Raw genomic sequence first — 20681 nt, 5'->3', positions numbered from 1 at the left:
CTGTGCTGCCGAGGATTCCGCTGTACTGCCCGGGCTCCGCCTTCGTCGAGTTGATCGCAGAACATCGACTACGACAGAAGGATTCACCGATGATTGCAATACAAGGAATGCCGGTCGACGTGCGGACAGCCGATGGGGTGGCCGACGCGTACCTCGCCTACCCTGACGACGGCGCTCCCCACCCGGGAGTGCTGGTGATCCAGGATGGTTTCGGCGTCCGCCCCGGCCTGCGGTCGCTGGCCGACCGTATCGCCGCCCACGGCTACACGGTCCTGCTGCCGAACGCCTACTATCGGCACGGGCGCGCGCCGGTGATCGAACTCCCGGATTTCATCGACCCGGCGCAGCGGCCGGAGATCTTCCAGCAGGTCATCCCGATGATCCGCGAGCTCACGCCGGAGCTGCTGCGTTCGGATGCCGCCGCCTACCTCGAGTGGCTGGCGGCAGCGCCGCAGGTGGCCGCAGGGAAGGTAGGCGTGACCGGTTACTGCATGGGTGCGCGGCTGGCGGTGCTGGTCGCTGCCCTGTTTCCCGGCCGGGTCGGGGCGGTGGCAGGGTTCCACGGCGGACCGCTCGTCACCGACACCCCGGACAGTCCGCATAGGACGGTCGGAAACATCACCGGGGAACTGTATTTCGCCCACGCCGGCGAGGACGACCATATGACTCCGGACCATATCGCCCGGTTCGACGAGGCATTGGCCACCGCCGGCCTCCGGTACCGCACCGAGGTCTACGAGGGCGCCGAGCACGGCTTCACCCAGGCCGATACCTCCGCCTACGATCCCGAGGCCGCCGAACGGCACTACCGCGAACTGCTCGCATTGTTCGACCGGACGCTCCCGGCGGGTGGGTCTCCAAGCGTGTCCGGGAACTCGGTAGGCGGAGACGGTTCGGGAGTAGCCGGTTGACGGGACGCCCGCGTACCAGTGCGCACGGGCCTGGTGCTCAGGAGTGATCTGTCGACGTGGGTCACGGTAGGGGGGCTTGCCAGCGCACAGTCGTCCCGCCGCCGGACAGCGGTTCGATATCGCAGTGTCCGCCGGCGGCCTCGGCGCGCGCGGTCAGGTTCGCCAGGCCGCTGCGCCGGCCGATCTCGGGTGATATTCCCGTCCCGTTATCGCTGACCACGATCGTGACCTCGTCGCCGACGCGGAGTTCGACCGAAAGGGTGGACGCCTCGGCATGCCGGATGGCGTTGCTGACGGTTTCCCGCAGCACTGCCTCCACATCGTCGGACAGCGGCGGTCCGAGAACGGTGACGGGTCCGGTCATCCGCAGGTTGGTCCGCAGGTCTGTTTCCGCGGTCATCTCCTCGAACAGCCGGTGCAGATGCCGGCGCAGGTCCACGGTGCCGCTGTGCAGATCGAAGATCGAGTGCCGGATGTCCTGCACGATGTCCTGGATATCGTCGATGGTGGAGCTCAGCCTGTCCCGGACCTCCGGTGTGCGGGCCCGCTGCAGGGTGCCCTGTAAGGACAGGCCCACCGCGAACAAACGCTGGATGACGTGATCGTGCAGGTCGCGGGCGATCCGGTCGCGATCGGCGACCACATCGAGTTCGCGCATCCGGCGTTGGCTCGCCGCGAGCTGCAACGCGAGGGCCGCTTGGTCGGCGATGACGAGCATCATCGTTTTCGCGTGATCGTTGAGTGGGCGCGCGCCGGGCGGCCGGACCATGGTGAGCACGCCGATCGGTGTTCCGCCGGCCCGCAGCGGGAGGACGAGGGTCGGGCCCGCGTCGTCGCCGGTATCCGGGTGCGGCGGTGAATCGGGCCGGTCCGCCGTGACCGGCCGGCCCTGCTGGAATGCCCGGCCGGAATGCGACCCGTGCAGCCCGATCCGCTGCCCGGTCAGTTCGGCGCCGTCGGATCCGGCGGCGGCCACGACCACGAGTTCACCGATCTCGTGCGCGGGTAGATCGGGCTCCTCCGGAAGCGCGATGAAGGTATAGGCCGAATCGGTAAGCGCCAGTGCGCGATCGACGACCAGATCGAGAACTTCGCTGGGTTCGCCGCGTTCGAGCAGTTCGGTGGCGACATCTTTGGTGGCTTCCAGCCACCGCTGGCGGACCCGGGACTGTTCGTAGAGGTAGGCGTTCTCGATCGCGATACCGGCCGCTGCGGCCAGCGCCTGAACGACGACCTCATCGTCCTCGGTGAACGGGTGGCCGCCGGACTTCTCGGTCAGATACAGGTTGCCGAACACCTCGTCACGTACCTTGACGGGAACACCGAGGAAGCTGCGCATCGGCGGATGCTGCGCGGGGAACCCGACCGACGACGGATGATCGGACAGGTCGGTGAGCCGGATGGGTTCGGGTTGCTGGAACAGCAGACCGAGCATTCCGTGGCCGCGGGGGAGATGACCGATCCGCGTATGGGTTTCGAGATCGATCCCCTCGTGGATGAATTCGGCCAGTTCGTGACCGCTCTGCTCGGTATCGCGCACCCCTAGTGCGCCGTACCGGGCGTCCACGAGCTCGATGGCGGTGTGCACGATGGTGCGCAGGGTTTCGTCCAGATTCAGTTCGGCGGTGATCACGAGCATGGCTTCGATCAACCGGTCCATCCGATCACGCACATCGATGATCTGCGCGATCCGATCCTGCATTTCCAGCAGCAGTTCACGAAGCCGGAACTGGGACAGTGTTTCCGAAACCGGTGTCCGTTCCGATCCGATGGAAACCGCTCTCCGCACGCCCATTTCCCCGCCCCGATGGTGTTCCGTCACTGACGTATTTTGCCATCGACTGTGCGGATTCGGCGGGTATCCGGTTGGGGTAGCCGCCGTTTCAGGCCCGATGCTGATATTTCGTGGCCAGGATCGCTGCCTGGGTGCGCCGCTCGACCCCGAGTTTGGACAGCAGCCTCGACACATAGTTCTTGACGGTCTTTTCCGCCAGGGACAAACGTTCGGCGATCTGGCGATTGGTCAAACCTTCACCGAGCAAGGCGAGCAGGGTCCGTTCCCGATCGGTCAGCCCGGACAGCGGGCCCGCATCCGCTTCGGTCTCGGACCGGAGCTTGCGCATGAGCGCGGCCGCGGCGCGGTTGTCGAGCAGCGAACGACCCGCGGCGATATCGCGGATGGCGCTGATGAGGGCGAGGGTGGTGATGTCCTTGACGACATACCCGCGCGCACCGGCCAGGATGGCGTCGAGCATGGCCTGCTCGTCGGTGAAGGAAGTGAGGATCAGGCACGGCAGATCCGGGCGGGCCGAGCACAATTCGCGGCACAGCTCGATACCGTTGCCATCGGGGAGGCGGACGTCGAGCACCACGACATCGGGGCGCAGCGCGGGGATACGTGCCAGGGCCCGCGCCACATCGCCGGCCTCGCCGATGACTTCCATATCGTCTTCGGCGTCGATGAGGTCCGCGACGCCGCGCCGGACGATTTCGTGGTCGTCGACCAGGAACACCGTGATCACACCGCGCCCCCTCTCCCGAGTCCTGCCCAAGCTTAAACGGGAGGAGCGGTTTCGCGGGCCGCAGTGGGAACTTCGCTCAATCCCGGGGACGGGTGACGATCACCGGGACCTGTGTGCCGTGCAGGACGGCCTGGCCGACGGAACCCAGTGTCATACCTGCGAAACCGCCGCGACCGTGACTGCCGACGACGACGAGTTGGGCGCGGTCGGCCTCGGCCAGGATGCGCCGGGCCGGCCGGTCCTCCACGACGACCTGGGTGACGGGCACATCCGGGTACCATTCGGCCTGCTCGGCCAGGCTCTGCGCTTGCAGGGCGCGGGCCCGCGCGTGCACGGCGGCGCGGGATCCGTGCGGAGAAAGCTCCGACCAGGTGGTGACCGCGACGATCCCGACGGAGCGCCGGGACGCCTCCTCGAACGCGATCTGGACAGCATCCGCGCCACAGGCGGATCCGTCCACACCCACCACGATGGGCCGGGGTGGGAGATCGGCGACGCCGCTGTCGGGCGCCGGGATCACGGCGACAGGGCAGTGGGCGTGGCGGGCCAGGGAGGTGCAGACCGAACCGAGCACTCCCCGCCCGACGGCCCCCACGCCGCGGACTCCGGCGACGACCATGCGGGCATCCTTGGAACAGCCGATCAGCACGGTGTCCGGCCGCTCGTCGGCGACCGTGCAGACGATATCCAGCTCGGCTCCGGCACGGTCGCGCGCGAGATCGCGTGCGGTGGACAGTAACGTCGCCGCATCCGCACGCAGCGTCCCGTCGTCGAGGGCGGCAGTGCCCTGGTCGTGATCGGGCTCGCCGGGGCTGCCGACCGCCGATACCAGATGCAAGGGGGCACGATGACGTGCCGCGGCGCGTGCCGCCCACCACAGTGCGGCCATGGATCCGGACGACCCGTCGATGCCGACCACAACAGGGGCTCGCGTGCGCGCGGTCACGGGTTTTCCTTTCGTTCGGCGGTCGGCTGCCCTCGACTACCCGGTTCCGGCACAGCGAGGGCAACCGGTCTATACAGACTCGTCGCCGACATTAGAACTCGGCACGCGGTGGCGGATGCGGGCGATGGTCCCGTGCCGTAGGGGCCGAAAGACCCTGGCCGGTGGGGACTTCCTGATCACAGGGCCCGCCCGCGCCGATGCGGATCACCCGAGCATGTTCTCGATCAGGTCGGCGGCCCTGCCCGTACCGCCCTCGGCCCGGGCCTGCGCGCGTAGCCGAGCAGACCGGCGACTCACCTCCGGGTCGGTGACGAGATCATTCAATGCTGTGCGCAGTGTTCGGGCGGTGGCCTGCTCGGTATCGATCCGCCGGGCCACGCCCAGTTCCACCAGCCGGTCGGCATTGACCGATTGTTCGGCCGCCTGTGGCACGGCGATCATGGGCACCCCGGCCGCCAGTCCCTCCGCGCTGCCACCCATACCGGCATGCGTGACGAAGGCGTCGGCTTGTTCCAGGATCGCCCGCTGCGGAACCCACGAGTGCACTTCGACATTCGCGGGAATGGTGCCGAGTTCCCGTGGTTCGGTGTACTTCCCGATCTGCAGCACCACATGCCACCCGGGCAGATCGCCGAACGCGGCCACGCACTGCCGATAGAACTCCGGTCGGTAGGTGTACGCCGAACCCAGAGAGATCAGCAGAACGTTCTCGGCGGCGGCGGGGCGCGTCCAGGTAACGGATTCGTCCGGGGGCAGACAGGGGCCGGTATATGTCACCGTTTCGCTGTCGACGCGTTCGGCATTCGGTTGCATCGCACGCGGAATGAGAGCCACGGTCCGGGCGGGCCGGCCGGAGAAGGTGTCGACGTCAGTGGTGGTCGCCCCGCATTCGGCGAGCCATCGGGCGAATCGTGCCCGGTAGTCGCCGGCGCCGGGCAGCTGTCGCAGGTGGGCGGCGACATCTTCGTCGTAGCCGTCCCAGGCCACGAAGGTCGGGGACAACAGCATGAGCGGGCGTCGCTGCTTCTCGGCGAGGGCGCGGGCGGCGTAGGCGCCGATGTCGTACAGGTAGAGGTCGGCCGGGTCGCGGTCGTAGATGGACTGTAACTGCGGCAATGCCGCGACGGCATCGTCGAGGAACAGGCTCGCGACGGCGATCGGGTCGTCGGGCCAGTTGTTGTCGGCGACCGGTAGCGCCGAAGTGCACGCGACGAAGTCGGCGCCGGCGGCGGTGATCAGCTCGGCCACGAACGGATCGTTGGCGTAGGTCACGCGGTGGCCCCGGCGCACCAGTTCGCGGATCACCTCGAGGCTCGGCAGGACGTGGCTGATGATCGGGATGCCGATCATCGCGATATGTGCGGGGTGGTGGGTCGTGGGCATAACTCGTTTCCGGTCGGGTCCGGGTGGTGTTCGGCGATACCGCGGCAGGGTTCGCGACCGCTATAGCGACAATTGTTGCGTTTGCATGCTGTCATGGGTCCGTTCCGGTAAGCAACCAGGTTTCTGGGGTGGCGATGGCTGTAACTCGGGGCCGGATCGCTGAACGCGTTCGGCCGAACCCCGGACGAGTCTGGACAGCGATCACACCGGCGCGGACGATGGGGTGGAGCATTCGCAGCGAGGAGGACCCCGGCAGGTTTGCATCCCGGTGGAAGGAGAGCACGATGATCACAGCACGCGAGCTCATGCACACCGATGTGGTGACCATCGGTGTACGCGACACCATGGACACCGCCGCCCAGCAGATGCGACAGCGCGATATCGGGGCGCTGCCGATCTGTGACGGGGAAGGACATCCGGTCGGCATCGTCACCGACCGGGATATCGTGGTGAACTGTCTGGCCTTGGGACGTAATCCCACGACAGCGACCGCCGGAGAGTTCGCGCAGGGCGACGAACTGCGCACCGTCGAGGCGGATACCGAATCCGGGGCGATCCTGGCGCTGATGCAGCAGTACCAGATCCGCCGGCTGCCCGTCACCGAGCGCGGACGGCTGGTCGGGATCATCACCGAGGCGGATATCGCCCACGGTGTATCGGAGGCGCAGACCGGTGAATTCGTGGAGGCGGTCTGTGAACAGCAACTGCCCGCCCGGGTCGGTGAGCCTGCTCTCCGGGGTTGATCGCACATGTGTGCCCGGTCGGTGAGTCGGAGCCCGGGACGAGGCGGAATACCGGCGGGTGACGCGAAGAGGTTTCCGGGCGGACCTGGTCGGCGGGGCCCGGGCACGATCAGCCGGGCGCCGGTAGGTGCGGGTGTCTATCGCCGCGGTGTGCTCGATCGGACCGGCCCCCGCGCTGGGTTGCATCGGCTTCGAGCTCCGGGATTGCGGGGCAGGCCAATGCCGTCCGGCGGCCGGCCGGTTCGTGAGCGGTGCAGTCGTGGGTGATCAACGGATATCGAATTCGCTGCTGGTGCCGGTGATGGGGTGCAGGGTTCCGTCGGGAGACAGGCGGTCGGCTCGGTGGACGAATCGGTACCGCCCGGCCGGGGTGTCGCCGGGAATGTCCCAGGTGAAGGTCGCGATGGAGGTCGCCGGTGGGCGTTTGCTCCAGTGGAAGCGCACATTCCATTCGCCTTCGTGGGCGACCCGGGTCCAGCGGCCGTCGCCCGATCGCTGCACCTCGAGGAAGGTGCCGTTGCGGCGCGGGTTGTGCTTGGGGTGGGCCGAGACGAACTCCACGGTCGCCCGGGTGCCTACGGCGTAGGAGGGCGCCGGCTGGATGAGCACCGCTCCGAAATCGGATCCCGGCGGTGCGGTATCCGGTCCGGGCGCGGGAACGAAATTCGGCTGCAGATGCGAGATATCGCGCGGTGCGGGCCCGCGCGTGACGGTCGAGCCCGCGGCCAGCGCCGTGGCGAGGCGGGTGAATTCCTGCTGGTAGGCGGGCAGCGTGTACCGACCGAACAGCGTGGACGCGCCCTCGTACTGCTGGGCGTCGTATTCCTCGGGCGTCGTGACGTACTCGTGGTAGGCATTCGCATAGCCCTGCAGCAGGACCTGGGTGATATCCACCCCGAGTGCCGCCGCCACGGCCCGGCGCACCCGCAGGCCTGCGACGATGGTGAACTCGCCACCGGCCGCCGCCAGGTACAACCCACCGATCCGCACGATCTGGATCGGCACGATATTCGGCACCCACGGTGCCGGTGGTAGCAGGCTGAACGGCACCGCGATCGCCTTGGGGGCCTGGGCATCGGCGAGCCAGCCGGGCGCGGGCGTGTGCGGATCGCCCAGTGCGTCGATGAACGGATTGCGGACACCCTCGGGAATCGGAGCGCCCGGTAGGCCCGGCCCGTCCTCGATACTGCCCGCCAGCAGGGAGACCCCGGCAGCGGCGGGCGCCGTATGGCGGGCCACGCCGTCCGGGGTGAACCGGCCGTCCACGGTGATATCGGCGAGATCGATATAGCAGAACACCGACCCCACCGGACCCGCGAGAGGGCGTGCCGCGGCCAGTGCCGCGCGGGAGGCGTTGTATTGCCGTTCGCCGATGATCCGGGTGTTGTCGAATTCGTTGTCGGTGGGCCCGGAACCCGGCTGCAGGTTCAGGTTGGGCGACATGTCACCGGCATTGGTCTGCGCGAAGGCGGCGACGAAATCCGGTCGGCCTTCGTCGAGGTAGCGGACACCGTGGTCGGTGTGTTCGCAGGCGAAGGCCGCGTAACCCTTGTTGTCCGAGCTGATCAGCCGGTTTTTGTTCGTCATCGACGTGTTGTGGGTGGCGAACCAGGTGATCGCGCCCGCCTGTCGGCCGCCCCGCTCGATCGAGAGCGCAGTGACGGCCGGATCGATGGCGGACGGGAAGTGCTCCTTGTCCGCGGCGGGGTTGCGGTCGAAGGCGACCCGGGACCGGTTCACGCTCGCGTCGTGCAGTTCGGAGCGACCCAGCGCCAGGGTGCCGGGCGCCAGATCGGCATGCGCCGCGGCGATGGCCTCGACCAGCCCGCCGACCTCGGCATCGTAGACCTGCTGCTGGAATCCCAGAATCGACAGGTTGTAGGCATAATCGTGGGCCGCGCCGCCACAGACGGCATGCGAATGTGTGGAGGTGAGCAGCACGTTACGCTCGGTGTAGAGATCGCCGAACCGCCGCGCCAGTTCGGTGAGCACGCCCCGGTGCACCGACTGGAAGATCATCGCGTTCTCCGCGACCGCGAACACCACCCGATCGGAGCCGGCGGCGATGACGAACGCGCGGGCGCGGGGCCGCAGATGGATTCCCGCGGTGGTCTGGTCCTGCTGGGAGTACCCCATCATCCCGCATTCGGCCGCCGGCCCGGTGATATCGGAAATCCCCATCCCGATCAGGTATTCGCCGGATCCGGGTGCGGCTGTCGCAGGGGTGGCAGAGCCGAGTGTGGTGACCGAGCCGAGGGCGAAGCTTCCCGCCGCGGCACCCGCCAGCACGGTCCGGCGCGGAAGTGCCACTGGCGGGGCACCGGACGGGCCGGTGGCGGTGCGGGGTTCGGGTATCGCTGCCATCGCGGTTCCTTTCCTGTCGAGTGGCAGCGAACCACACTGTTGAACGTTCGTCCAGATGTGGTTGGTCAATTGTTCAGTTTGTGGTGCCGGTAATGCGCACGGAGACGGGGGCTCGATCAGTCGGGCAGCAGTGGAACCGAAAGTCCTTCGCCCCGGCCGAGGAGCGCGGCGCGGGTCACAGCGCTCGACCCGAACCGGGTGCGGACTTCGTCGAGTGCCGTATCCAATTCCGGACCGGGTCCGTGCTCGAACGGCAGCGTGAGCTGGCGCGGGTCCGCGTCGTCCAGGTTCGTCAGCGCCAACCCGATGAGAGTGAGCCCGCGTTCGTGGATCAGCGGCATGGCGACAGTCAGCAGGCCAAGAGCCGTGCGCAGGATCGTTTCGGTGTGATCGGTGGTATCGGGCAGGGTGTGCGAACGCGTGGCGCGGGTGAAATCGTCGAAACGCAAACGCAGCACCACCGTCCGGCAGACCCGGTCCGCGTTCCGGAGCCGCCGGCCCAGGCGATCGGTGAGGCCGTGCAGATACGCCTCGATTTCGTCCGGGGTTCGCGCCCGGCGCCCGAGCGCGCGCTGAGCGCCGATCGACCGGCGCCGCCGCCCCGTTTCCACCCGGCGTGGGTCGCGCGCCCAGGCCAGGGCGTGCAGATGCCGGGCCGCCGCCCGGCCGACGATCGGCCGCAGCCCCTGTTCGCCGAGTTCGGCCAGCTGCCCGATCCGTTCGATACCGTGCCCGCGCAATGCCTCGGCGGTCACCGGCCCCACGCCCCAGAGTCGTTGCACCGGAAGCGGATGCAGGAACTCGAGCTCGCCGCCGTGCTCGACCAGCAGTAGTCCATCCGGTTTCGATACCGCACTGGCAACCTTGGCCAGGAATTTGGTGCCCGCGATACCCACCGAAATCGGCAGGCCGACTTCGCGCCGCACCCGCGCACGCAGCTCCTTCGCGGTGGCGCGCGGTTCTCCGGCGACCCGGTGCAACCCCGCGACATCGAGGAAGGCCTCGTCGATGGAGATGCCCTCCACGACGGGAGTGGTATCGAAGAAGATCGCGAACACCTCCTTGCTGGCCTGCGCGTATTCGGACATCCGTGGCGGAACCACGATCGCCTCCGGGCACAACTGCAGCGCCCGCCCGATATTCATCGGAGTCCGCACCCCTCGTGCCTTGGCCTCGTAACTGGCGGCCAGTACGACCCCGCCGCCCACCAGTACGGGTTTACCGCGCAGATGCAGCTGATCCCGCTGTTCGACCGAGGCGTAGAACGAATCCAGATCGGCGTGCAGGATCGACGCCTGCGGTCGCGCGGCGATCCGAGGCCGCGGGACGGGGCCGAGGGAGTGGTGCGTGTGCTCGCGTCCCGGGAGGCCGTCGTCGGATTCGAACATATGTTCACATTAGCACCCGGCCGGTCGGAAAACAGCAGGCCATAGCGGGGTAGGTGCGTGGGTCGCTGCGATCATGTGGCGTCAACGCAAACCTGTCGCGACAGGTCGGGAGGGTGGCAGCCGGCGCGGGCCCGTGGTTGTCGGGGTCCGGGAATGCCCGGGTTGGGCGGCGGTGATCAAGGAGTGGCTGGTCTGCTGCTAGGCTAAAGCAAGCAATTGCTTGGTTGGTCGGGAGGCGTGATGATGGACGAGTTCTCCGGGCGCCCCGGGGGTGCGCTGGTGGCCGGCGGGACCGGTGGAATCGGCGCCGCGGTGGTGCGGTCACTGGCCCGGCGCGGCAGCGATATCGGGTTCACCTACCGGGTGAACCGGGCGAAGGCCGACGCGCTGACCGAAGATGTCGTGGGACTCGGGCGCTCGGGCCGGGCATGGCCGCTGGATCTGGCGGATCCGGACGCGGTAACCGACGTCGTCGCGCAGTTCCGTGAACATTTCGGTGGCCTGCACACGGTGGTATATGCCGCCGGCCCCCATGTTCCGATGGTCCACCTGAGTAGGGTCTCGCCACAGCAATACCGCGACCAGCTGCTCGGCGATTCCGCGGCATTCTTCAATCTGATGCACGCCACTCTGCCGCTACTACGGGAATCGCGCGGTGCCGTCGTCGCCGTGACCACCGCCGCCACCCGGCGATACCCGGTCCGCGACGGGCTGTCGGCCGGGACGAAGGGTGCTGTGGAGGCGGTAGCCCGGGGATTGGCCGTGGAGGAGGGGCGTTACGGCGTGCGGGTCAATTGCGTGGGCCCCGGCATGCTCACCGATGGAATGGCCGAACGTTTGATCGGGTCCGGTGACCTCGAGGATTCGGCGCTGGAGATAGCCCGGAGCAATATTCCACTGCGCCGCTTCGGCGACGCGGACGATATCGCCGAAGCAGTCGCCTTCCTCGCCTCGGACCGGGCGGACTTCATCTCCGGTCAGACGTTGGACGTCGACGGGGGATACACGGCCTGACCGCCCTGTGTCGCCACCGCGCTGCCCCGGCTCACCGGCGGGCCATTGATACGCCGGCCGCCTGCACCTTTGGCGGCGTGTCCGGCCACGATGCCGGCCCTCGACCGTCCGGAGCGGACCGGCCCACCGGTAGGTGAGCGGTGAAATGCCGACCGTCCGGACGTTGGATTCAGGCTGAGTGAGACCGGCGACTCACCGCCGCTGTCTGCCTACCGTTGTCCTTCGTCAGGGATCTGCCGTTGCGGAGACCCGGCGTGAGGAGGCCGGTCCGAGTATGCGGACCGGCGCGATGCGGAGTGCGCGATGAAACGAACCGTTGCCGTTGTGGGGATGCTGGCCGCGACACTGGCCCTCGGAGCCTGCGCTGGCCCCGGCCGGGAGGGCGAGGCCGCGGGGCCACCTCGACCCGGCGGCACGCTACGTTACGGCCTGTCCCAGGCACCGACCTGCTCGGACCCGGCGCAGAGCAGTACGAACCAGACGCTCTACGTGACCCGGCAGATTGCCGATTCACTGACCGATCAGGATCCGGCCACCGGCGAGATCACTCCGTGGCTGGCGCACCGCTGGCAGACGAGCCCGGACGCCACCACCTTCACCTTCCACCTGCGAGAGGGCGTGACGTTCAGTGACGGAACGCCGCTGACCGCGGAATCGGTTCGCGCGACTCTGGATTCGATCGTGCACACCCTGGGCGGCGCCAAAGCGCCGCTGGCGGCCACCTATCTCGCCGGCTATACGGGCACCGAAGTGGTGGACCCGCTCACCGCACGAGTGCGGTTCAGTGCGCCCAATGCGCAGTTCCTGCAGGCGACATCCACCCCGCAACTCGCGATACTCGCCGCCGCGACCACCGCGAAGCCGGCCGAGCAGCGGTGCCTGGGCGATACGATCGGCAGCGGCCCGTTCACGTACGCAGAGTATCGCCAGGGCGATCGGGTGACACTGGCGAAGCGGGCTGGGTACGACTGGGGCTCAGCGGTATTCGCCCACCGAGGTGAGGCGTACCCGGATGGGATCGAATTCACCGTCGTGCCGGAGTCCGGGGTGCGTACCGGCAGCCTGATCTCGGGCCAGCTCGACGCCATCAGCGATGCCCTGCCTCAGGACGTATCGCAGATCGAAGCCGCGGGAGGACGGGTGGCGACCGCGTCGAATCCGGGGCTCACCTTCGGTCTGCAGCCGAATGTGACCCGGGGGCCGTTGCGCGACCGGGCGGTGCGTACCGCGCTGCTACGGGCGATCAACCGGCAAGAACTTGTCGATACCGTGCTGGGCCCGCAGTTCCGGCCCGCCAGCGGCCCGCTCGCCCATACAACGCCCGGATATGTGAACCTCGCCGCGGAGATCCAATTCGATCTTCCCGCCGCGCAGCGCATTCTCGACGACGCCGGCTGGATCGCGGGCGCCGACGGGATTCGCGCGAAGGCCGGGCAGCGGCTGTCGTTCGGCGTGCTGTTCAGCCAGGTATTCGCCGGGAACCAGGCGATTCTGGAGCTGCTGCAGCAGCAACTACGCGCGGCGGGCGTCGATCTGCGGCTCGAAGCGGTCTCGAATGCCGACTACACGGTGCGGCAGAACAGCTTGGATTTCGACACGATCTACTACAACACCACCCGAGCCGACGGCGATATCCTGCGCACGAACTTCGGCCTGGACGGCCGCAATCTCAACGACCGGGGCGAGATACCCGCGCTCGACGCCGCGCTGTCGGGACAGCTGCGAACGGTCGATACCGCCGAACGCGCCCGCCTGATCGGCGAGGCGCAGCGTCTGCTCCTCGCGGAGGGGTTGTGGCTGCCGACCATCGAGCTGTCGCAGGCCATCGGTGTCGCGGCGACAGTGCAGGAGCTGAAATTCGAGGCCTCGGCACGATTGCAGTTCTACGACACCTGGCTGAGCGGGCGGTGACGGTGATGGCACGCTATGTGGCAATCCGCGTGCTGCAGGCGGCGGGGGTGCTGTGGGCGGCGTTCACGCTGACGTTCGCGGTGCTGTACCTGTTGCCCGCCGATCCTGTCCAACTCGCGGTGGACGCGACCCCTGGGACGCCGGTCGACGCCGCCGCTGTCGCCGAGTTACAGGCCCGATACGGTCTGGATCGGCCGGTGTGGGAACAGTACTGGACCGCCCTGACCCACGCCGTACAGGGGGACCTCGGATACTCGCTGACTACCGGGCAAAGCGTGACGGCCGCCATCGGCGAAGCGCTGCCGTCGACCCTGGCGCTGGCCGGTTCGGCGCTGGCAGGTGCCTTGGTATTCGGTGCCACGCTGGCTTCCGCGGCCGCGTATACAGAACGCCGGTGGCTGCGAGACCTGCTGACTGCCCTGCCCCCGGTGGGTGCCGCGATGCCGACTTTCTGGGTGGGGTTACTTCTGCTGCACGTGTTCTCGTTCCAGTGGCGGCTGGTCCCGGCGTTCGGCGGCACCGGGTTCGCGGGCACCGTGCTGCCCGCGGTCACCCTGGCCATACCGGTGGGTGCGGTAATCGCACAGGTGCTCTACAGCAACCTGCTCACCACGTGGCAGCAGCCGTTCGTGGGCATCGCCTTCGCCAAAGGCGCGTCCCGGGCGTGGGTGCAGTGGCGGCATGTTCTGCGCGCGGCGATCGGTCCGGCGCTTGCCGTCGCGGGTATCTGGGTGGGCACGGTACTCGCCGGATCGGTGATCGTGGAAACGGTATTCGCACGCGCAGGTATCGGCCGCCTCACCCAGACCTCGGTGCTGAACCAGGACATACCGGTGGTCCAGGGGATCGTGTTGTTCGGGGCGGCGGCGTACGTACTGGTGAATCTGCTGGTGGATCTGGTGTACCCGCTGGTGGACGCGCGGGTGGTGGAAGGTCTCCGGGCGAAGGAGCGGCTCGATGCTTGATTTCCGGAACAGCGGCGTACCGCAGGGTCATCCCGACACGGTGCCACGATCAGAAAGCGGCGCTCGGCACCAGGCGACCGCGGAGGTGGGACGCACCCCGGCGCCGCCACCACACCGGCCTACGGGGTCGTTGGCGGCGCGAGTCCGTGCGATGCGCCCACGGCCGGCGCCGGGCGTGGCGGTGTCGGCGGGAATCGTGGTGCTGGTGCTCGGCTGGGCAGCGGCTCCCGGGGTGTGCGCCGGGGGTGACCCGCGCAGCGGCGTTCCGAGCGAGAAGTTCCAGGGACCCGGTGCCGAGCATTGGTTCGGCACCGACAATCTGGGGCGCGACCTCTACACACGGGTTGTGCACGGGGCCGGCCTGTCGCTGACCGCGACGGTGCTCGCGGTCGCGATCGGGCTGGTGGCCGGGTCGCTGCTCGGGCTGTTGTCCGGTGCGCTGGGCGGATCCGTCGATACCGTGGTGATGCGCGGGGTGGATGTGCTGCTGTCGATTCCGGAGCTTTTGCTGTCGCTGGCGCTCGTCACGGTGCTCGGATTCGGCACGGGCAATGTGGCGCTTGCGGTGGGGGTGGCGCTCATTGCGCGGTTTGCCCGGGTGATGCGCGCGGAAGTGCTCCGTGTACGCGGCGCTCCCTATGTGGAGGCCGCCTACGCGTCAGGCGTCCGGTGGTACGTGGTTCTGGTGCGGCACGTCCTGCGCAATGCCTACGCGCCGGTGGCGGCCTTGACCGCCGTGGAATTCGGTCTCGCCGTGCTCGCTGTCTCCGCACTGAGCTTCCTCGGGTACGGTGCCGCACCGCCCACTCCGGAATGGGGCTCGCTGATCTCGGAGGGACGTAACTATCTGGCCACCGCCTGGTGGCTCACCACTCTGCCCGGTCTCGTCATCGTCGCGCTGGTGCTCGCGACTCAGCGCCTCGGCCGGGCACTCGCCCGAGAAGGACTGCGATGAACGAATACGACCCCGCCGCGGCGCAGCGCATCTCCAGCCGGACCGAGGCTGCTGCGTTCTCGTCCCGACCACACCTCGTTCCCATCACGACCGAGGCGGCGCACTCTCGTGGCGAACCCCCGGAACGGCTGGTGGCGAATTCGCCCGGGCCCGCTGGTGCGGTATCGGGGCCGGCGCCCGATCCGGTGATCGGGGCGCTGCTACGGCTGCGCAGTTTCCTACGCGAAGGCGGGTCCTTCATTGCTCGCTTGGCCGAACGGATGCCACAGATGTACTTTTCCGGATGGTCGCTGTGAGGAGTCCGACTGCAGCCGCCGAAACCGGCACCACCGGGGCCCCGGTTCTGCAAGTGGACCGCCTGCGTATCGAATACCGCACCGGTGGTGAATCCATCACCGCGGTCGACGATGTGTCGCTCCGGATCCACACCGGGGAAACGGTTGCGCTCGTCGGCGAGTCCGGATCCGGGAAATCCAGCCTGGCGCATGCGGTGATCGGACTACTGAGCGGTGGGGGAGTGATCAGTGCCGGCACTGTCACGTTCGGCGGCCGGCGGATCGACCGGCTGCCACCGCGGGCGTGGCGGCACCTGCGCGGAGCCGAAATCGGGCTGATTCCACAAGACCCGGCCGTATCCCTGAACCCGGTGCTGCGGATCGGCGACCAGATCGCCGAAACCTTGCGAATCCACGGCCGCGCGGATCGCCGCACCGCCTGGGCCGAGGCGGTGCGGATACTGGCCGAAGCAGGTATCGACCGGCCCGGACTACGCGCCCGGCAATTCCCGCAGGCTCTATCGGGCGGCCAGTGTCAGCGCGTGCTGATCGGGATCGCGCTGGCCTGCCGGCCACGACTGGTGATCGCCGACGAACCGACCAGTGCACTGGATGTCACCGTGCAGCGGCGGATCCTGGACCATTTATCCGGCCGGACCAGCCAATACGGTACGGCGGTACTGCTGATCACCCATGATCTCGGTGTCGCCGCCGACCGCGCCGACCGGATCGTGGTGTTACGCCACGGCCGGATCGTGGAAGCCGGCGCAGCCGCGGAAGTGCTTGCCGAACCCCGCGACGACTACACCCGCCGTCTGCTGGCTGCCGCGTCGGGTGCCCACCGTCCCCGGAGGCCCATTCGTGGACGCGCGTCCACGCCGCTGCTGTCGGCCCGAGATCTGCACAAGACCTTCCGCGTCGCGCGCGGACATACGATCACCGCGGTCGACGATGTCTCGCTGACAATCGACCGTGGTGAAACATTGGCGGTGGTGGGCGAATCCGGATCAGGGAAATCCACCACCGCCCGGATCATCGCCCGGCTGGAGACACCCGATCGCGGCACCGTCGAGTTCGGCGGTATCGATATCGGCACCCTCCGCGGCACGCGGTTACGGGAATGGCGGCGGCGCGTCCAGATCGTGTACCAGAACCCCTATGCGTCCCTGAATCCGAAACTCACCGTAGAGCGGATCATTGCCGAGCCGTTGCAGGCCTACAGGGGCGGTACGCGGGCCACGCACCGGGACCGGGTCGCCGACTACTCGACCAGGTGGCGCTCCCGGGCGTCTTCGCGCGGCGGCGGCCGGCCGAATTGTCGGGCGGCCAGCGGCAGCGCGTGGCCATTGCCCGCGCACTGGCCTTACGCCCGGACCTGGTGGTGCTCGACGAACCCGTATCCGCCCTGGATGTTTCGGTGCAGGAGCAGATTCTGGAGCTGCTCGGCGAGCTGCAGTCGGAGCTGGCGTTGAGCTATCTGTTCATCTCCCACGATCTGGCGGTGGTCCGCGATATCAGCGATCGTGTCGCGGTGATGCGCGCCGGGCAGATCGTGGAGACCGGCCCGACCACCGAGGTTTTCGAAGCCCCGGCACACGAATACACCCGTGAGCTGCTGCTCGCGATTCCCGGCGCCGCGCGGCGCTACGGGCTGACGGAGAGGACCGCGTGATGCCGCACGTTTCCCCGCTGCTGCTGGCTGTCGAACTGGACGGTACCGGCGCGCATCCCGCGTCGTGGCGACGCCCGGATTCGCGGGCGCAGGACCTGTTCACGCCCGGATTCTGGGTCGACGCGGTCACCACCGCCGAACGGGCCGGAATGGATTTGGTGTTCCTGCCGGATTCGTTCGCACTGCAATCCGGGGGTGTGCGCGGCCGGCTCGACGCGGTCGGTATCGCCGCGCGGGTCGCGCCGGTGACCACCCGGATCGGCCTGATCCCGCAGGGCCCGGTCACCCATACCGAACCGTTCCATCTGTCGAAGGCAGTGGCGAGCCTGGACTACGCGTCGGCCGGCCGAGCGGGCTGGGAGGTGACGGTCTCGTCCGGTGCGGAGCAGGCCCGGCTGTTCGGGCGCAAACCGGAACAGCCCGGCTCTTCGCTGTGGCAGGAGGCGGACGAGGCGATCGAGGTGGTGACCCGGCTGTGGGACAGCTGGGAGGACGACGCGGAGATCCGGGATACGCCGACGGGACGGTTCATCGACCGCGACAAACTGCACTACATCGATTTCACCGGCGAACATTTCTCGGTGAAAGGACCCTCGATCACCCCGCGGCCGCCGCAGGGGCAGCCGTTGATCGCGGTCCGGGCGGACGGCCCGTACGCCACCCGCGTCGCCGTGCAGCGCGCCGATCTCCTCCGTATCACCGCCCCGGATCTCATCACGGCGGCCGAGACCAGATCGGTGCTCCGGGCGGCGACCGCCGCCGAGGGCCGGGATCCGGACCTCATCCGGGTACTGCTCGATATCGAGGTTCATCTCGGGGAATCCGCCGCCGCAGCAGCGGAGGTAGGGGAGCTGGACGCCTGGGCCACCGGACCGGAACCGGCCACCCTGCGCCGTATCGGTACCCCGGACGACCTGCGCGATCTCGTTGCACAGGCCGAATACGAGTGCGCCGCCGACGGATTGGTCCTGAAGCCACTGGCGCAGGCCGCGTTCCTGGACCGCATACCCGCTGCGCTGCTGTCCTTGCGCGGCCGCCTGGGGCTGCCGCGGCCACTGAACCGCTATGCGACCGAAAGGGCATGATCGTGCCGATACGTAAACCCGGCAAACAGATCCACCTCGCCGCCCATTTCCCCGGCGTCAACAACACCACGGTGTGGAACGATCCCGGGTCCGGCAGTCAGATCGATTTCGGTTCATTCGTCCACCTGGCCCGCACGGCCGAGCGCGGATTGTTCGATTTCTTCTTTCTCGCCGAGGGCCTGCGGCTGCGTGAACACCGCGGCCGCATCCACGACCTGGACGTGGTCGGCCGGCCCGACACCTTCACGGTGCTCAACGCGCTCGCCGCTGTCACCACGCGTCTGGGCCTGGCCGGCACCATCAACACCACCTTCAACGAACCGTTCGAATTGGCGAAACAGTTCGCCACACTGGATCACCTCTCGGGCGGCCGGGCCGCCTGGAATGCCGTGACTTCGTCCGACGCGTTCACCGGGGAGAACTTCCGCCGCGGCGGCTACCTCGACCATTCCCGGCGCTATGAGCGGGCCGCCGAGGTCGTCGCCGCCACCCGCGCGCTGTGGGACAGCTGGCCCGCCGACGCACTGGTCGTCGACCGCGATCGCGGTATCTTCACCCGGACGCTGCCCGAGTTCCGGTATCGCAGCGAACAACTCGATATAGCCGGCACCTTCGTCCTGCCGCGCGGCCCGCAGGGATATCCCGTACAGCTACAGGCCGGTGATTCCGACGAGGGCCGGGAATTCGGCGCCGCCACCGCGGACGCGATCTTCAGCCGGCACGGGGAACTCGAAGCGGGACAACAGTTCTACACCGATATGAAGAAACGGCTCGCCAAGTACGGCCGCGACCCCGGCGATCTGCTGATCCTGCCCGCCGCCACCTTCGTCATCGGCGACAGCGCCGCCGATGCCGAGGAACGGGCCCGGCATATCCGGCTGAAGCAGGTGAGTTCGCAGACCGCGATCTCCTTCCTCGAGCAGGTATGGGGCCGCGACCTGTCCGCGTACGACCCCGACGGTCCCCTTCCGGATCTGGCACCGCTCGACGATGTGACCATCACCCGCGGCCGGGTCCGGCACACCAGGGATCCCGAGGCCCTGGTGCGCCAGTGGCGGGAGCGGGCCGAGGCGGAGAAACTGAGCATCCGCGAACTCGTCATCGAGGTCACCGCTCGCCAGCAGTTCGTGGGCACACCTGCCGCCATCGCGGCCGAGATCGATCGCTACGTACAGGCCGACGCAGCCGACGGATTCATCCTCGTACCCCACCTCACTCCCGCCGGACTCGACGAATTCGTCGACAGGGTGGTGCCGGAGCTGCAGGACCGCGGTAGCTTCCGCACCGAATACCGGGGCACGACACTGCGCGAACATCTCGGTCTGCGTCCTCCGGGCCGCGCCGGGGAACAGGTGCGTGCCTCATGATCACCCCTCTGTCGGTCCTGGATCTTTCGCCGATCAGCGCAGGGTCGGATGCGCGGCAGGCGATCCGCAACACCATCGACCTCGCCCGTCACGCCGAAGCCTGGGGATACCGGCGGTACTGGGTCGCCGAACACCATTTCGTGGCGGTGGCGTCCTCGGCACCCACCGAACTGATCGCGCTCATCGCCGCTGCCACCGAGACCATCCGGGTCGGTTCCGCCGCCGTCCAGGCGGGCTACCGGACCTCGGCGTCGGTGGTGGAGGCCTTCGGCACTGTCGACGCGCTGTACCCGGGCCGATTGGACCTCGGGCTGGGGCGTTCAGCGCATCGCCTGCCGCAATTGCGCGCCCCGGGGACCCCGCCGCCACCGTTCCCGCCGCGGCCCACCGTGGTGCGGGACGGCGTGGTCGTCCCACCCCCCTTTTCGCCCGCGCAGATTCGGGATACGACCCGGCTCGCGGCCGCGTTCGAAGCCCTCCGGCTGCCGGGCGCCGAACCATTGGACTACGCCGAGCAGGTTGCCGAGATCTGCGGACTGCTGGCCGGGAAGTACACGACCGCCGACGGAATCCACCTGCGTGCCGTGCCGGGCGAGGGGGCCGATGTGCAGGTGTGGCTGTTCGGCAGCAGCGGTGGGGAGAGTGCGCAGCTGGCGGGCCGCCTCGGACTGCCGTTCGTCGCCAATTACCACGTATCGCCGGGGACCATTCTGGAAACCGTGGCAGGCTACCGCGCGGCGTTCCGGCCGTCGGAGCAGTACCCGGAGCCCTACCTGGTGGTATCGGCCGATGTGGTCGTCGCCGAGAACGAGGGGCGGGCCCGGCACCTCGCGTCCACCTACGGGCACTGGGTGGCCAGTATCCGCAGCGGTGCGGGGGCGACCGAATACCCGGACCCTGATACTGCGCTGCCGTTGACCGATTATCAGCGGCAGTTGGTCGACGATCGGGTGAACACCCAGTTCGTCGGGACACCGGCGGCCGTCGTCGCGAGGTTGTCGGCATTGCAGCAGCTGACCGGTGCCGACGAGCTGGTGGTCACGAGTGTCACTCACCGGCACGAGGACAGGTTGACCTCGCACCGTCTGCTCGCCCGGGAATGGGGACTCGCGGGCGCACGCGCCGCGTGACCGGCCCGCGCCGCTTTCGGATGGCCCGTCCGGCGGATGCGGCCGCACCG

16 protein-coding genes and 1 pseudogene are annotated in these 20681 nt (G+C 68.4%); 11 read left to right on the top strand and 6 right to left on the bottom strand.

Annotated features, from left to right (window positions below):
* Nucleotides 1-89 precede the first annotated feature (89 nt).
* Entirely contained in the window at nt 90-911 is an 822-nt protein-coding gene (locus ACFWPH_RS00900; protein ID WP_378747355.1) for a dienelactone hydrolase family protein, read from the top strand.
* Between the two features lie 61 nt (nt 912-972).
* On the opposite strand, the gene ACFWPH_RS00895 is transcribed toward ACFWPH_RS00900, so the two are convergent.
* The 4 genes from ACFWPH_RS00895 to ACFWPH_RS00880 form a co-directional block, all read right to left on the bottom strand.
* Nucleotides 973-2706 (bottom strand): GAF domain-containing sensor histidine kinase, encoded by a 1734-nt coding sequence (locus tag ACFWPH_RS00895; protein WP_378748199.1) that lies wholly within the window; start codon nt 2704-2706, stop codon nt 973-975.
* An 88-nt stretch (nt 2707-2794) separates the two neighbouring features.
* Nucleotides 2795-3433 (bottom strand): response regulator, encoded by a 639-nt coding sequence (locus ACFWPH_RS00890; protein WP_378747353.1) that lies wholly within the window; start codon nt 3431-3433, stop codon nt 2795-2797.
* A 76-nt stretch (nt 3434-3509) separates the two neighbouring features.
* Nucleotides 3510-4379 carry a universal stress protein gene (locus ACFWPH_RS00885; protein ID WP_378747352.1) on the bottom strand — a complete coding sequence of 290 codons (870 nt, stop codon included), beginning with the start codon at nt 4377-4379 and terminating at the stop codon, nt 3510-3512.
* Nucleotides 4380-4583: 204 nt separating this feature from the next.
* Nucleotides 4584-5762, bottom strand: a complete 1179-nt coding sequence (locus tag ACFWPH_RS00880) for a macrolide family glycosyltransferase (protein ID WP_378747351.1) — start codon at nt 5760-5762, stop codon at nt 4584-4586.
* A 284-nt stretch (nt 5763-6046) separates the two neighbouring features.
* On the opposite strand from ACFWPH_RS00880, the gene ACFWPH_RS00875 reads away from it, so the two are divergent.
* Nucleotides 6047-6505 (top strand): CBS domain-containing protein, encoded by a 459-nt coding sequence (locus ACFWPH_RS00875; RefSeq protein ID WP_378747350.1) that lies wholly within the window; start codon nt 6047-6049, stop codon nt 6503-6505.
* 267 nt (nt 6506-6772) lie between these two features.
* Here ACFWPH_RS00875 and ACFWPH_RS00870 read toward each other — a convergent pair whose 3' ends face one another.
* Nucleotides 6773-8815, bottom strand: a complete 2043-nt coding sequence (locus ACFWPH_RS00870) for a neutral/alkaline ceramidase (RefSeq protein ID WP_378748198.1) — start codon at nt 8813-8815, stop codon at nt 6773-6775.
* 170 nt (nt 8816-8985) lie between these two features.
* Complete coding sequence (gene dinB / locus ACFWPH_RS00865) at nt 8986-10257, bottom strand: DNA polymerase IV (RefSeq protein ID WP_378747349.1); 1272 nt, start codon at nt 10255-10257, stop codon at nt 8986-8988.
* Nucleotides 10258-10500: 243 nt separating this feature from the next.
* Between dinB and ACFWPH_RS00860 the strand changes: the two genes are divergently transcribed.
* The 9 genes and pseudogenes from ACFWPH_RS00860 to ACFWPH_RS00820 all read left to right on the top strand — a co-directional run bounded on the left by ACFWPH_RS00860 (nt 10501) and on the right by ACFWPH_RS00820 (nt 20631).
* Entirely contained in the window at nt 10501-11271 is a 771-nt protein-coding gene (locus tag ACFWPH_RS00860; protein ID WP_378748197.1) for an SDR family NAD(P)-dependent oxidoreductase, read from the top strand.
* 303 nt (nt 11272-11574) lie between these two features.
* The gene (locus ACFWPH_RS00855) at nt 11575-13182 is read left to right on the top strand and encodes an ABC transporter substrate-binding protein (protein ID WP_378747348.1); all 1608 of its coding nucleotides are present in this window, start codon (nt 11575-11577) and stop codon (nt 13180-13182) included.
* A gap of 5 nt (nt 13183-13187) precedes the next feature.
* Nucleotides 13188-14147, top strand: a complete 960-nt coding sequence (locus ACFWPH_RS00850; RefSeq protein ID WP_378748195.1) for an ABC transporter permease — start codon at nt 13188-13190, stop codon at nt 14145-14147.
* Nucleotides 14148-14298: 151 nt separating this feature from the next.
* Nucleotides 14299-15102, top strand: a complete 804-nt coding sequence (locus tag ACFWPH_RS00845; protein WP_378747347.1) for an ABC transporter permease — start codon at nt 14299-14301, stop codon at nt 15100-15102.
* A complete protein-coding gene (locus ACFWPH_RS00840; protein WP_378747345.1) occupies nt 15099-15398 on the top strand; it encodes a hypothetical protein in 300 nt (99 codons plus the stop codon). The genes ACFWPH_RS00845 and ACFWPH_RS00840 overlap by 4 nt, the downstream gene beginning before the upstream one ends.
* Nucleotides 15386-17049 (top strand): annotated as a pseudogene (locus ACFWPH_RS00835) (dipeptide ABC transporter ATP-binding protein). Before ACFWPH_RS00840 ends, ACFWPH_RS00835 begins: the two are co-directional and overlap by 13 nt.
* Nucleotides 17049-18134, top strand: coding sequence for an LLM class flavin-dependent oxidoreductase (locus tag ACFWPH_RS00830; RefSeq protein WP_378747344.1), 1086 nt, complete (start codon nt 17049-17051; stop codon nt 18132-18134). Before ACFWPH_RS00835 ends, ACFWPH_RS00830 begins: the two are co-directional and overlap by 1 nt.
* On the top strand, nt 18131-19501 hold the full coding sequence (locus tag ACFWPH_RS00825; protein WP_378747343.1) for an NtaA/DmoA family FMN-dependent monooxygenase: 1371 nt from the start codon (nt 18131-18133) through the stop codon (nt 19499-19501). The genes ACFWPH_RS00830 and ACFWPH_RS00825 overlap by 4 nt, the downstream gene beginning before the upstream one ends.
* Nucleotides 19498-20631: an LLM class flavin-dependent oxidoreductase gene (locus ACFWPH_RS00820; protein ID WP_378747341.1), complete on the top strand. Its 1134-nt coding sequence runs from the start codon at nt 19498-19500 to the stop codon at nt 20629-20631. The genes ACFWPH_RS00825 and ACFWPH_RS00820 overlap by 4 nt, the downstream gene beginning before the upstream one ends.
* Nucleotides 20632-20681 lie beyond the last annotated feature (50 nt).

Source organism: Nocardia sp. NPDC058499, assembly GCF_042719915.1.
Taxonomy (GTDB): domain Bacteria; phylum Actinomycetota; class Actinomycetes; order Mycobacteriales; family Mycobacteriaceae; genus Nocardia.
Note: the sequence above shows the minus strand (reverse complement) of the source record. Positions and strands in the feature narration are given on the sequence as shown.